At 68.8% G+C, this 13197-nt stretch carries 12 protein-coding genes; 6 read left to right on the top strand and 6 right to left on the bottom strand.

Translation table 11 applies throughout. The features are described 5' to 3' along the window. Nucleotides 1-45: 45 nt before the first annotated feature. Genes QUE33_RS08240 through QUE33_RS08225 form a run of 4 tightly spaced genes read left to right on the top strand, consistent with a single transcriptional unit; the run spans nt 46 to nt 3467 of the window. Nucleotides 46-540, top strand: coding sequence for a DUF3817 domain-containing protein (locus tag QUE33_RS08240; RefSeq protein ID WP_286299023.1), 495 nt, complete (start codon nt 46-48; stop codon nt 538-540). Beyond that, the gene (gene guaA, locus QUE33_RS08235; protein ID WP_286299022.1) at nt 537-2123 is read left to right on the top strand and encodes a glutamine-hydrolyzing GMP synthase; all 1587 of its coding nucleotides are present in this window, start codon (nt 537-539) and stop codon (nt 2121-2123) included. The genes QUE33_RS08240 and guaA overlap by 4 nt, the downstream gene beginning before the upstream one ends. 55 nt (nt 2124-2178) lie before the next feature. Beyond that, nucleotides 2179-2811, top strand: a complete 633-nt coding sequence (locus tag QUE33_RS08230; RefSeq protein ID WP_286299019.1) for a hypothetical protein — start codon at nt 2179-2181, stop codon at nt 2809-2811. Further along, the gene (locus QUE33_RS08225; protein WP_286299017.1) at nt 2754-3467 is read left to right on the top strand and encodes a glycosyltransferase; all 714 of its coding nucleotides are present in this window, start codon (nt 2754-2756) and stop codon (nt 3465-3467) included. The genes QUE33_RS08230 and QUE33_RS08225 overlap by 58 nt, the downstream gene beginning before the upstream one ends. Nucleotides 3468-3670: 203 nt before the next feature. On the opposite strand, the gene QUE33_RS08220 is transcribed toward QUE33_RS08225, so the two are convergent. From QUE33_RS08220 to QUE33_RS08200, 5 genes are all read right to left on the bottom strand, one after another. Continuing rightward, a complete protein-coding gene (locus QUE33_RS08220) occupies nt 3671-4354 on the bottom strand; it encodes a DNA alkylation repair protein (protein WP_286299014.1) in 684 nt (227 codons plus the stop codon). 206 nt (nt 4355-4560) lie between these two features. Continuing rightward, entirely contained in the window at nt 4561-6027 is a 1467-nt protein-coding gene (locus QUE33_RS08215; RefSeq protein WP_286299012.1) for a hypothetical protein, read from the bottom strand. Beyond that, nucleotides 6009-6575 (bottom strand): TPM domain-containing protein, encoded by a 567-nt coding sequence (locus QUE33_RS08210; protein ID WP_286299010.1) that lies wholly within the window; start codon nt 6573-6575, stop codon nt 6009-6011. Before QUE33_RS08210 ends, QUE33_RS08215 begins: the two co-directional genes overlap by 19 nt. A 115-nt stretch (nt 6576-6690) precedes the next feature. Further along, nucleotides 6691-6960, bottom strand: coding sequence for a GlsB/YeaQ/YmgE family stress response membrane protein (locus QUE33_RS08205; RefSeq protein WP_286299008.1), 270 nt, complete (start codon nt 6958-6960; stop codon nt 6691-6693). 160 nt (nt 6961-7120) lie between these two features. Beyond that, on the bottom strand, nt 7121-8062 hold the full coding sequence (locus tag QUE33_RS08200) for a Bax inhibitor-1/YccA family protein (protein ID WP_286299006.1): 942 nt from the start codon (nt 8060-8062) through the stop codon (nt 7121-7123). A gap of 88 nt (nt 8063-8150) precedes the next feature. Here QUE33_RS08200 and QUE33_RS08195 point away from each other — a divergent pair, with 88 nt between their 5' ends. Together QUE33_RS08195 and QUE33_RS08190 are read left to right on the top strand one after the other, a co-directional pair. Further along, nucleotides 8151-9134, top strand: a complete 984-nt coding sequence (locus QUE33_RS08195; protein WP_286299003.1) for a glycerophosphodiester phosphodiesterase family protein — start codon at nt 8151-8153, stop codon at nt 9132-9134. A gap of 66 nt (nt 9135-9200) precedes the next feature. After that, entirely contained in the window at nt 9201-11678 is a 2478-nt protein-coding gene (locus QUE33_RS08190) for an ATP-dependent helicase (RefSeq protein ID WP_286299001.1), read from the top strand. Between the two features lie 82 nt (nt 11679-11760). Here QUE33_RS08190 and glsA read toward each other — a convergent pair whose 3' ends face one another. Continuing rightward, nucleotides 11761-13143: a glutaminase A gene (glsA, locus tag QUE33_RS08185; RefSeq protein ID WP_286298999.1), complete on the bottom strand. Its 1383-nt coding sequence runs from the start codon at nt 13141-13143 to the stop codon at nt 11761-11763. Between the last annotated feature and the right edge of the window lie 54 nt (nt 13144-13197).

Here is a 13197-nt window from a genome sequence, read left to right as displayed (position 1 = left end):
GGCATCCGCTCAGAGCGCGCCGTGCCGCCGACTAGACTTGTCTCCATGCCCGAGCCCAAAATCGCCAGCTTCCCGGCGATCCGCGGCGCGCTGAAGTTCTATCAGATCGCGTCTGTCATCACTGGTGTCATGCTGCTGCTGCTCGTCACCGAGATGGTGTTGAAGTACACCCCGATCCGCCTGGAGCTCTTCCTCGGTGGTTCCGGCGGGTTCCTCTGGTTCGCCGACGTGGTCGAGGGCGCCGAAGGGCTGGAATCCACCGGCGACGGCGTGAACCTGTCGCTCGGGATTCTCATCGTGCACGGCTGGTTCTACGTCGTGTACCTGTTCGCGTGCTTCCGCGTGTGGAGCCTGATGCGCTGGCCGTTCCTGCGCTTCATCATGCTCGCACTCGGCGGCGTCGTGCCGTTCCTGTCGTTCTTCATGGAGCTGCGCGTCTCCCGCGACATCAGGAAATACCTGGCCTCCCGAGAAGCGAAAGACGCCTCAGCAGGCTCCGAGACCCCCACCACAGCCTCATCCACGGAAGGTTCCCGTTGACCGAGCAGACCGAGACCCAGCAGCGCCCCGCGCTCGTCGTCGACTTCGGTGCGCAGTACGCGCAGCTGATCGCCCGCCGCGTGCGCGAGGCCGGCGTGTACAGCGAGATCGTGCCGCACACTGCCACCGCCGACGAGATCGCCGCGAAGAACCCGGTCGCGCTGATCCTCTCCGGCGGTCCGTCGTCGGTCTACGACGAGGGCGCACCCCAGCTGGATCCGGCCGTGTTCGAGCTCGGTGTGCCCACGCTGGGCATCTGCTACGGGTTCCAGTACATGGCGCAGACCCTGGGCGGCGAGGTCGCCAACACCGGTCTGCGCGAGTACGGCGCCACCGACGCGCACATCTCGGCCGAGGGCAGCACGCTGCTGGGCGATCAGCCGGTCGAGCAGAACGTCTGGATGAGTCACGGCGACCAGGTCGCCCGTGCGCCCGAGGGCTTCGACGTGCTCGCCACGACGGATGCCACCAAGGTCGCCGCCTTCGCGAATGAGGAGCGCAGGCTGTACGGCGTGCAGTGGCACCCCGAGGTCAAGCACTCCGATCACGGCCAGGCGATCATCGAGAACTTCCTGCACAAGGGTGCCGGGCTCCCGGCCGACTGGAACAGCGACAGCGTGATCGCCGAGCAGCTCGAGCGCATCCGCGAGCAGGTCGGCGACGCGCGCGTGATCTCCGCGCTGTCCGGCGGCGTCGACTCGGCAGTCTCCACTGCCCTCGTGCACAAGGCCATCGGCGACCAGCTCACCGCGGTCTTCGTCGACCACGGGCTGCTGCGCAAGGGCGAGCGCGAGCAGGTCGAGAAGGACTACGTCGAATCCACCGGCGTTCGGCTGATCACCGTCGACGCGGTCGACACCTTCCTCGGGCATCTCGCCGGCGTCACCGACCCCGAGGCCAAGCGCAAGATCATCGGCCGCGAGTTCATCCGCGCCTTCGAGCAGGTGCAGCGCGATCTGGTCGAAGAGGCCAAGGCCACCGGTGGAGCGCCGGTCAAGTTCCTCGTGCAGGGCACCCTGTACCCGGATGTCGTGGAGTCCGGCGGCGGCACGGGCACCGCCAACATCAAGTCGCATCACAACGTGGGCGGTCTGCCCGAAGACCTCGACTTCGAGCTCGTCGAGCCGCTGCGCGCCCTGTTCAAGGACGAGGTCCGTGCGATCGGCCGCGAGCTCGGCATCCCCGAGGCGATCGTCGGGCGGCAGCCCTTCCCCGGGCCGGGCCTGGGCATCCGCATCATCGGCGAGGTGACCCGCGAGCGGCTCGAGATCCTGCGCGAAGCCGACGCCATCGCCCGCGAGGAGCTCACCAGGGCGGGCCTGGACCAGACCATCTGGCAGTGCCCGGTCGTGCTGCTCGCCGACGTGCGCTCGGTGGGCGTGCAGGGCGACGGCCGCACCTACGGCCACCCGATCGTGCTGCGTCCGGTCTCCAGCGAAGACGCCATGACCGCCGACTGGACCCGCCTGCCCTACGACGTGCTCTCGAAGATCTCCAACCGCATCACCAACGAGGTGCGCGAGGTGAACCGCGTCGTGCTCGATGTCACCTCGAAGCCGCCGGCCACCATCGAGTGGGAGTGACCGCAGTGAGCGACGCCGCGCCGGGGAGAGGCTCTTCCCCGACGCGGCGTTTCTCGTGCTGTCCAGCAGGCTGATCCCCGGACTCGACGGAGGCTACACGATCGCCACGGCCGCGCGAGCCCGACAGCTGGCCGAGCGCGGCGCCGACGTGCAGGTGCTCACGGTCGACCCGGCCGACGCCGCCGCGCACGCAGCGCACCGTGCCGAGTTCGTCCGTCTCGGCATGCTCCCCGCCGCTGTTCCCCTGCGTAATCTCTTCGACGAGGCCGGTGCTTCGTCCGGTGGTGCCGCGGAGTGGCTGAGCGCTGCCGCCCGCTCCGCCCCCTGCGGGAGCCATGCAGCGACGGCGGAGCAGGCGGACGAGTACCGCGAGATCACGGATGCCGAAAGCCGGCCGATCCTGGCCCTGCCGGTGATCTCGGGAGACCCCGACTGGCATCTGAGCACCGCACCCGTGCGCGTGTACGACGAGCACGGCGACACGGTCGGCGCACTGCCGGGCTTCGGCGGGCTGTACCGCGCGTGGCTGGATCACCTCGTGGAGCAGGCCGAACGCCCGGTCGTGGTGATCTGCGAGTCCCGCCAGCTCGGCGAGCTGCTGGCCGGCTGGCCGCACCCCGGGCGCGCATCGTGCACGCCATCCACACCATGCACCTGGAGCCGCCGTACACGCCGGATGCGCCACTGAACGCGCTATGGTCGCGCTGGTTCGCCCTCAGCGACCGCTTCGACGCGGTGATCTGGCCCACGCAGGCGCAGCGCGACGAGGTGCAGGCGCGATTCGGCTCGGATGCCGTGAACCTGGTCGCCCCGCACGGCATCCCCCTGCCGACCGTGAGCGACGCGCAGCGTGAGCCCGGCCTGGTCGTGAGCGTCTCGCGGATCGCCCCCGGCAAGCGCATCGACCACCTCGTGCGTGCCTTTCTCGCCGCCGCCGTGCCGGGCACGCGGCTGGAGATCTGGGGAGACGGGCCGTCCACGGCATCCGTGACAGAGCTCATCTCAACCCTCGAGGCGGGCGACCGGGTGCGCCTGATGGGCCGCACCGACGATCCCGCCGCCGTGCTGCGGCGGGCGTCGCTGATGGTCACCGCCACGGCGTTCGAGGGGCAGGGCCTGTCGATCGTCGAAGCGCTCGCCGCCGGCTGCCCGGTGATCTCCTACGACGTCCGGTACGGCCCCGGCGACGTGCTGCGCGACGGCGGGGAGTTCTCGTGCCGCCCGGAGACGAGAGCGCCCTGGCCGAGGCGATCCGCCGGGTGCTCACGGACGCCGACCTGCACGCGCGTCTCGCCGCGCAGGCTCCCGTCGCCGCATCCGCCTGGAGCGAAGACGCGGCCATGACCGCCCTCGCCGCCGCCGTCCGCACGGCCCTGTCGGGTCCGCCGCGCCGCTGACGCTCCGCACCCCCGCGAGACTTCCCTTCCAGCACGAGACTTCTGTTCCAGCAGGAGACTTCTGTTCCAGCACGAGACCATGTGCCGCGCGGCCTGTGTCGTGCTGGAAAGGAAGTCTCGGGTGGGGTGGGGGAAGGGAAGGGGTGGGCGTCAGGCCAGGTGCTTGAGTGCCTCGCGTCGTGAGAGCGGGGAGAGCGGATGCCGTGCTGCGAACGTCCGCACCCAATCGGGGTTTGTCTTTCCGAGGTCGCGGAGTGCCCAGCCGATCGCTTTGCGGATGAAGAACTCGCTGTCGTCGAGATTCGCCAGGATCGTGTACTCGAGCAGGTCGAGATCGGTGGCCTCGCGCCGCCCGAGCTGGCTGATGATCGCCGCACGACGCACCCAGAAGTCCTCGTCGTCGGCCCAGATGCGCAGCTCCAGTGACAGCTGTACGGGGTTCGCATCCAGCAGCTCGCGCAGCCGGTGAGCCACCTCGTCCACGAGATCCCACCACGCGCCGGTGCGGATCATCTCCTCGTGCACGGGCAGGGTCGTCGCGTCCCCGCGCAGCGGCGGCAGCGCCATCAGCGCCAGGGCAGCGTAGCGCTCTTCGCGGAAGCTCGCCCCGTGCCACAGCATCAGAGCCGCGTCGCGCAGCAGCTCGGCATCCGTGTGCTCCTTTGCGAGACGCCGCACCAGCGCGCGCACAGCGGGGACGCGCACACCCAGGAACGGCATCGTCGACTTCATGTACGCCTGCTGTCCGGGAGCCAGGCTCGGGTCGGCGAGGTTGCGCAGCTCGGCACGGATGCCGTCGGCAAGCCGGTCGGCCAGGTGCTCGGACGCGCTCATCGCACCAGACTAGAACCCCCTTGCCCCACCACACCACCGAGACTTCCCTCCCAGCATGAGACAGGGGGCGTGCGGCGAAGTCTCGTGCTGGAGGGGAAGTCTCGTGCCGGAGGAGAAGTCTCGTGCCGGAAGGGAAGTCTCGTGCCGGAGGAGAAGTCTCGTGCCGGAAGGGAAGTCTCGTGCTGGAGGGGAAGTCTCGTGCCGGGCTAGAAGCGTCGTCCACCGGAGCGGCCGGAAGAACGGCTGGAGGAACGGCTGGAGGAACGGCTGGAAGAACGGCTGGAGGATCGGGACGAGTGCGATCGCGAGGAGCTGCTCCAGGACGACGAGCGGCGGGAGCCGGATCCGCCCCACCCCGATGACGACGAGGCGCCGTCGCCGAAGATCCCGGACAGCGCGCCGATCACGAGCCCGACGATGACGAAGAAGATGATGGCGCCCGGTTCGCCGTCCGTGGCGCTGAAGCCGCTGAACAGTCCGATGAGCCCACCGGTGAACGCACCCCACACCGTCCGCGCTGTCGTGGGACCGTCGGCGCGGACGCGAGAGGGGCGAGAGGGCTGCGAGGTATGGGCCCCCGGCACAGGGGCAGGATCGTGCATGATCGCCTGCGAAGCCGTCGTGGAGCGCACGAAGCGCCCAGTGGCCGATGAGGACGGTGCACTGATCAGCGACTGCACCTGCTCGGCGACACCGAGAGCGGAGATCGCCAGGCGTCGCACCTCCTTCGGATCGTCGGATGCCTTCGCCTCGGAGAGCTGACGCTGCGCCAGATGCAGCCGGCTGAGCGTGGTCGCGCTCACCTGGCCAGGGCGGGCCTTCACCGCAGCCTCGGCCGCCTGCACCGCGGCCGAAGCTCTCAGGAGCACATCGGGGCCGCTCGCGGAGGCATCGGTCGCACCCGCTGCTTCCGCGCCGGTCGTCTCCGGACCGGGCACACCCGCTGCGCGCGCCCCGAGCGCATTCGCACGAGCACTGACAGCATCGTGCAGGTCGCGTGCTTCACTCAGCAGCCGCTCGATCTCGTGCACGGTCCGGGTGATGGCGCGGGGCCGCCGTGCCCGCACCGCCTTCTCCAGCTTTGCCAGCTGCTCGTCGGCATCGCTGAGCCGGCGTTCGATGTCGGTCGGGTTGTTCGCCACACCGACCAGCTCGGCCGGTGAGAAGGTCGCCGAGAGCGTGCTCAGCCGGGTCATGGCATCCGTGGCGAGATCGGCGGCGTCCGCACGCGCAGCCTTCAGCCGGGCAAGTGTCTCGGGGGCGGCATCCGTCAGCGCGCGCAGCGAGGCCAGCTTCTTCTTGCGGCTGTCCAGCTCGCTGTCGACCTGCCCGCACACCCGGATGATCTCGTCGGTCCACGACCGGGTCTCGGCGGGCGTGTCCGGCGTGGCGTCCTGCAGCTTCTCCAGCAGGACGAAGGCCTGATCGAGCTTTTCGCGGCAGTCGCGCAGCACGGTGGTGAACTCGGCGGTGGTCTCTTCGCCGAACTCCGCGGTGACGAAGCCGAGCTCCTGCTCGCTGGTGCGCACAGCCTCATCGGCGTGCACCAGCAGCCGTGCGGCCCGCTTCTTCTGGCCCTCCAGCGTGCGCAGCTCCGCTGCCAGGGCCGCCCGGTGCCGCAGATAGAGCACCAGCCGCACGACACCGAACACGATCAGCGCCAGAACCACCACGCCCAGCACCCAGACCCACCAGGGCCAGGGGTCTTCTCGAACTCGCCGGCGACATAGTCGATGCCACCGGCCCAGTCGTCGTGGGCGAGGTAGTCGCCGCCGAGCCGATCCTCGATCTGCAGGACGCGCTTCTCCGAGAGCGGGCCGGCAGCGGTTCCTTCACCGCCGTACTCGGCTGAGATCGCCAGGGTTCGTCCCGAGGTGGCGATCGCGAGCAGATACTGATCGGATGCGAGGTTGTTGCGCGTCGCGGTCTTATCCGCCCACTGCAGCGCGTTGGAGGGGTTCTCGAAATCCGGGACCAGGATGACATACAGCTCCGGCTTGCCCTCGGATGCCGCGAGCTCACCCAAGTGCTGCTCAAGGGCCGCCTCTTCGGCATCCGTGAGCACATCCGAGAGATCGGTGACGAAGCCCGGATCGAGGTCAGCGGGCGTCTGAGCGGCTGCCGGCGCAGCAGAGACCAGTGCGACACCGACGGACAGGGCTAGGGCTGCCAGCGCTGCGATCAGTCCCGCGAACCGATTTCGGTCTTCTCGCACCCGCATCCCGCATCCTCTCGGTCGTCGGCCGAGCATCCGCCCGCGCCCTCCTGGCTCTCCATCATTGCAGGCGAAAGGCGGGCTCCCCGATTCGGGAACCCGCCTTCCACGTTGCCGTGGGTCAGGCCTTGCGGCTGCCCCGTCCGACGATCGCGCCGTAGATCAGCAGCACGATGATCGAACCGCCGATCGCCAGGAGCCACGAGGAAAGGGACCAGAACTCGTCGACCTTGACGTTGAACAGCATGTTGCCGATCCAACCGCCCAGCAGTGCGCCGACCACTCCGAGAAGCAGCGTGACGAACCATCCGCCACCCTGCTTGCCTGGCAGGATCAGCTTGGCGATCGCACCCGCGATCAGTCCGAGGAGAAGAAATCCGAGGAAACTCATGATGGAGGCTCCGTTCTCTTACATTCACGACGGTCTGTCGTGCGCACAGTCTTGCTCATTCAGCGCATGATGCGGAATCCATTGACTGTCGGCGTGTCGCCCGGTATATGCGGAACGGCCGCCCTCCGAGGAGAGCGGCCGTTCCGGGAATCGGAGCAGATCAGTTGCTGCCGCGCAGAATCGCAAGCATCCGCAGGATCTCGACGTACAGCCACACGACGGTGACCATGATGCCGAAGCCGCCGATCCAGCCGTACTTGCGCGGGGCGCCGTTGCGCACGCCCTGCTGGATGTTGTCGAAGTCGAGCACCAGTGAGTACGCCGCCATGAACACGACGAACACGCCGATCAGGACGCCCCAGGGGATGCCGAACAGCGGGCTGGGCGCGCTGCGCATCCCGAACATCAGATCCTGAGGCAGCACGTTGGTCCACATCAGAATGAGGTTGAGGACCGAGAAGGCCAGATAGCCGAACATCGCGATCAGGAAGATCTTGTTCATCTTGGCCGACGCGCGGACCTTGCCGCTGGCGAACAGCGCCAGGGTCACGCCGACGACGGCCACGGTGGCGAGAGTCGCCTGCATGACGACGCCGGGGAAGATCGTTTCGAACCAGGCGGAGATGGCGCCGATGAACAGGCCCTCGAATGCGGCGTAGCCGAAGACCAGCACCGGGCGGACCTTCTTGCGCGAGGTGAAGATGACGACCATGGCGAGCACGAAGCCGCCGAGCGCACCGACGATCCACGGCGTCAGGTCCGCAGAACCGGTCATCGGGTCGAAGGTCGACGCCGTCCAGAACCAGCCGACGACGGCGGTGACCAGCAGGATGCCGAAGAGGCCGACGGTCTTCCAGATCGTGTCCTCGACCGTCATCCGGTCGGTCTCGATGGCACCGGCGGACGGGGCCGTGTACATGCCCTCGAGGTTCGCCTGTGCTGCGGCATTGACGCCGGCCTGCTGGAACGAGGCGGTCTGCGCGGCGGCGGGCGGCGGCGGTGCGTAACCGGTCTGCGACCCCTGCGGCGTGCCGGGATAACTGGCGACCTTCCGCGGATCCTGCTGCTTGAACGCCGGGTTGTTGAAGACGAAGTTGCTCATGGGTGGGCCTCTACTCCCGAGGGATCGGTCGACTCTTACATCAAAGATAACGGCGGATGCTATGAGTGGGGTGCTTTACGCTGAGAGCGTGCCCAGGAAATCGCCGCTGATCATCGGGCACCGCGGCGCCCCCGGGTACCGTCCCGAGCACAGCCGCTCCTCCTACGAACTCGCCTTCGCGATGGGCGTCGACGCCGTCGAGCCCGATGTGGTCGCCACCAGGGACGGCGTGCTCGTCATCCGGCACGAGAACGAGATCTCCGGCACGACCGATGTCGCACAGCATCCGGAGTTCGCCGACCGCCGCACCACAAAGCGCATCGATGGGGTGACGCTGACCGGCTGGTTCACCGAGGACTTCACCTGGGACGAGCTCGCCACGCTGCGTGTGCGGGAGCGGCTGCCCAAGGTACGCCCCTCGAGCGCGAGCTTTGACGACCGGCAGCCGATTCTGCGACTGCCCGAGCTGCTGGAGATGATCCGCGTGGGCTCCGTCGAGCACGGCCGTGAGATCGGCATGGTGCTCGAGATCAAGCACGCCACCTATTTCGAGGGGATCGGCCTCGACCTGGTTCCGCTCATCGAACGCGATCTGCGGGCCGGGGGCTGGGCGGACGGCGGGTCGCCGCTGATCATCGAGGCCTTCGAGTCGACGGTGCTCGCCCGGTTGAAGCGGGCCGGCATCGCGGCCTCCTTCATCTATCTCATCGAGGCGGCGGGCAAGCCCTTCGACCTCGTGACCCGGCTCGGGCGCGCCGCGCCCGACTACGTCGACCAGGTCACGCCGGAAGGACTGGACCGGTTTCGCGGGGAGGTGGACGGGATCAGCGTGAACAAGCGGATGCTGCTGAAGCCGGGCAACGCGATCGTGCCGGACGCGCATGCGCGACGGATGCGGGTGTTCACCTGGACCTGCCGCCCGGAGAACCAGTTCCTGGACGCGCGGTACCGTGCCGGCGGTGGCAAGGCGGCGTTCGGCGACTACGAGGCGGAGTGGCGGGCCATCGCCGGCACCGGCGTCGACGGCGTCTTCGTCGACCACCCCGATCTGGCCGTCGCACTCCTGCGCTGACTGCGCGAGCAGCCGGAACCGGCCGGGCGGCCGGCTGTCGGAGGCGCGGCCTAGACTCGAAGGGCCATGACCGACGCCTCACTCATCGTCCCCGCATCCTCCGGCCCGCGGCCCGCAGAGGGCCGCGATGCACTGCTCGCGGGGCTCAACCCGCAGCAGCTCGAGGCCGTCACCTACCGCGGCATCGCGCTGTTGATCGTCGCCGGCGCCGGTTCGGGTAAGACCAGTGTGCTCACCCGGCGGATCGCCCTGCTGCTGCAGCAGCGTGAGGCCTGGCCCAGCCAGATCCTGGCGATCACGTTCACCAACAAGGCCGCCGGTGAGATGCGCGAGCGGGTGGCGGGGCTGGTCGGGGACACCGCGCGCGGCATGTGGATCTCGACCTTCCACTCGGCGTGCGTGCGCATCCTGCGCCGTGAGGCCGATCAGTTCGGCTTCACGAAATCGTTCACGATCTACGACTCCGGCGACTCGCGTGCGCTGCTGAAGCGGCTGGTCAAGGAGCACGAGGCGGATGCCTACGGCCTCACGCCCGGAGCGGCGCAGTCACGCATCTCCAAGCTGAAGAACGAGCTGCTGGATGCCGAGGGCTACGCGCGCCAGGCGAACATGTCCGACCCCGCGGAGCGGAAGTTCGCCGACATCTTCGCTGACTACCAGCGGGCGCTGCAGAAGTCGAACGCCTTCGACTTCGACGACCTGATCGCGCAGACGGTGTTCCTGTTCCGCGCCTTCCCGAAGGTTGCGAACGTCTACCGCCGCCGGTTCCGGCACATCCTCGTCGACGAGTATCAGGACACCAACCATGCGCAGTACTCGCTCATCCGCGAGCTGACCAAGCCCATCGAGGGCGAGGCGCCAGAACCATATGCCTCCAACGGCATGATGATCTTCGAGCCCGAGCCGGAGGCCTCCTCCGACGAGAGCACCGCGGGCGCTTCGCTGACCGTGGTCGGCGACTCCGACCAGTCGATCTACGCCTTCCGCGGCGCGGACATCCGCAACATCACCGAGTTCGAGCGCGACTTCCCCGGGGCGAAGGTCGTGCTGCTCGAGCAGAACTACCGCTCGACGCAGAACATCCTCTCGGCCGCGAACTCCGTGATCGGCAACAACTTCGACCGCAAGGCGAAGAACCTGTGGAGCGACAAGGGGCCGGGCGAGAAGATCGTCGGCTTCACCGGCTACTCGCAGCACGACGAGGCGCAGTTCGTCGCCGACGAGGTGGAGCAGCTGCGGCGCGCAGGCGTTGCGTACTCCGAGATGGCGGTGTTCTACCGCACCAACTCTCAGTCCCGGGCGCTGGAGGAGATCTTCATCCGCTCGGCCGTGCCGTACAAGATCATGGGCGGCACGAAGTTCTACGAGCGCGCCGAGATCAAGGACGCGCTGGCCTACCTGGTGGCGGTCGCCAACCCGGCCGACGACATGGCCGTGCGTCGCATCCTCAACAAGCCGCGTCGCGGCATCGGCGCCGTCACCGAGACCTCCATCGGAATGTACGCCGAGCAGCACGGCATCAGCTTCCGCGATGCGCTGCGTCACCCCGGCGAGCTCGGAGTCGGCCCGAAGCTGCAGGCGGCCATCGCCCGGCTCGACAGCGTACTGGCCGAAGCCACCGAGGTGCTGCTGCCGGCATCCGGAGAGCTGCCCCCGCCCACCTCGGTGGCCGAGGGTCTCACGGTGCTGCTGAACAAGAGCGGCTACTTCGACGCCCTGCGCGCCAGTCGCGACCCGCAGGACGAGGCGCGACTGGAGAACCTCGACGAGTTCGTCGCCGTGGCTCGCGACTTCGCCCGGAACAACCCCGATGGCACCATCGTCGACTTCCTCACCGAGGTGGCGCTGGTCTCGGATGCCGACGATCTCGACGACGAGTCGGGCGTGGTCTCGCTGATGACCTTGCACACCGCCAAGGGCCTGGAGTACGACGCCGTGTTCGTCACCGGCGTCGAAGAGGATCTCATCCCGCACCGCATCTCGGCGGGGGAGCCGGGAGGGCCGCAGGAGGAGCGTCGGCTCTTCTACGTCGGCATCACCCGGGCGCGCAAGCGCCTGCACCTCTCGCTCGCCATGACGCGCGCCCAGTTCGGTGAGGTGTCGGTGGCGATGCCGAGCCGGTTCCTGCAGGAGATCCCCGCCGAGCTGATCGACTGGCGCCAGTCGCCGGGTGATGTGAACTCACGTGGCGGCATGCAGTCGCGTGCGCTGAACGCCCGCCGATCCGGTGGCTGGGGGAGCGGCGGTCAGGGCTCATCGAAGGGCGGCGGCGATCGGTTCGGCGTGCAGGCCCTGCCCAAGCGCGAGGGGCTCAAGCCGCTCTCCACCGCGATGGACCGGTTCCCGAACAAGGTCACCGGCAAGGTGCGCGACAACGGCGACCTCGAGCTGGCGACCGGCGATCGCATCCGCCACGACGACTTCGGCGAGGGGCGCATCGAGGCCGTCACCGGCGAGGGCGCCAAGCGCATCGCCCATGTGCGCTTCGACACCGCCGGGCAGAAGAAGCTGCTGATCAAGATCGCACCGATCGTCAAGCTCTGACCCGGCGGCCGCGCCCACCGCGCGCAGCTGCCACGCGCGCAGCCGCTCAGCCGCCCGCAACTGCCCTGACGCGTGCAGCCGCTCAGTCGTCGGGGTTCGCGCCGGTCATAGCCGCGGCATCCCGCACGGCATCGTCGAAACCCGCCGACTGCGAGAGCCCTGCCACTCCGAGGCTGCGGCCCTGCGGGTCGCTCGCGATCACGCGCATGCCGCGCGCCCGGCACCACGTGGCGAGCGCGGCGAGCATCCACACCGCGACGGACTGCAGCTGAGTCACCTCGGTCAGATCGAGGACGATGACCGCCGGCGACTCGCGATCCGCCGGGCGGGCCTCGAGCCACGAGTCCAGGTCGAGCAGCAGCCGCTCCGCGCCGTCGAAGTCGATGTACCCGCGCAGCCGCCACACGGCCAGATCGTCGGCGTTCTCCTGCAGCAGCTGCGTGGCGACCGCATCCTGCTCGGCGCCGAGACCCGCCGCCAGCTCGTCGTTCGCTGCGGTCACCTCCGCGGCCGACAGCGTCAGCGGACGGTGCAGCACGTGCAACCCGAACCGCGTCGCCAGCCGCTGCGCAGCCACGACGCCGCGCACGCTCGCGCCGCTGGCATCCAGTCGCGGACTGTACAGGCCGAGGCCGAACTCGCCCGGTGAGCTCGCGACCAGTCCGCCCGCGACGCCGGATTTGGCGGGAAGCCCCGCCCGCAGCAGCCATTCGCCGGCGTAGTCGTACATTCCGCAGGTGGCCATGATCGTCATGACGTGCTGGCAGGTCTCGGCGCTGGTCACGCGCTCGCCCGTCAGCGGATTGACGCCGCCGTTGGCGAGCGTCGCACCCATCACCGCGATGTCACTCGCGGTGACGAGCACCGAGCACTGCCGGAAGTACGTCTCGAGCGTCTCGGCGACCGGAGCGGTCAGCGACCCCGCGCCGCGCATGAGGTACGCCAGCGCACGGTTGCGGTCACCGGATTCCTGCTCGGAGGCGAACACCGCTTCGTCCACGCTGAGGTCGCGGCCGGCGAATGCGCTGAGCCGGGCGAGGATGCGGGCAAAGCGATCGTCGGCGGAGGATCCCTCGACGAGCGAGGTCGTCACGATCGCGCCGGCGTTGACCATCGGGTTCGGCGGTCGTCCGGTGCCGGCCTCGAGCTTGACGGAGTTGAAGGCCTCGCCGCTGGGCTCGGCGCCGACCCGCGCGTGCACGGCATCCAGCCCCTGATCATCGAGCGCGAGCGAGTAGACGAAAGGCTTCGACGCCGACTGGATCGTGAACTCCACGTGCGTGTCGCCGCTCTCGTACACGCGACCGTTGAGCCCGCACAGCGCGATGCCGAACAGCTCCGGATCGGCGTCGGCCAGCTGCGGGATGTAGTCGGCGACCGCGCCGCGTCGATCGCCGACGAGCCGATCGTGCACGACGTCGAGGAACGAGGTGACGATGTCCGAGAGCTTCTCCGGGGCGGCCATCCGCCCATGCTACGGCCCGGGCACAACCGGGCCCTGCGGACGGATGCCTGCGTG

The sequence above is a fragment of the Microbacterium suwonense genome, assembly GCF_030296555.1.
GTDB lineage: Bacteria > Actinomycetota > Actinomycetes > Actinomycetales > Microbacteriaceae > Microbacterium > Microbacterium suwonense.
Note: the sequence above shows the minus strand (reverse complement) of the source record. Positions and strands in the feature narration are given on the sequence as shown.

Excerpts from the sequence above, each read along its gene's own strand:
- QUE33_RS08240 (WP_286299023.1), top strand. The coding sequence starts at position 46 with ATGCCCGAGCCCAAAATCGCCAGCTTCCCGGCGATCCGCGGCGCGCTG.
- QUE33_RS08220 (WP_286299014.1), bottom strand. The coding sequence starts at position 4,354 with ATGAGCGCGTCCGAGCACCTGGCCGACCGGCTTGCCGACGGCATCCGT.
- QUE33_RS08210 (WP_286299010.1), bottom strand. The coding sequence starts at position 6,575 with ATGCGGGTGCGAGAAGACCGAAATCGGTTCGCGGGACTGATCGCAGCG.
- QUE33_RS08205 (WP_286299008.1), bottom strand. The coding sequence starts at position 6,960 with ATGAGTTTCCTCGGATTTCTTCTCCTCGGACTGATCGCGGGTGCGATC.
- QUE33_RS08200 (WP_286299006.1), bottom strand. The coding sequence starts at position 8,062 with ATGAGCAACTTCGTCTTCAACAACCCGGCGTTCAAGCAGCAGGATCCG.
- QUE33_RS08190 (WP_286299001.1), top strand. The coding sequence starts at position 9,201 with ATGACCGACGCCTCACTCATCGTCCCCGCATCCTCCGGCCCGCGGCCC.
- glsA (WP_286298999.1), bottom strand. The coding sequence starts at position 13,143 with ATGGCCGCCCCGGAGAAGCTCTCGGACATCGTCACCTCGTTCCTCGAC.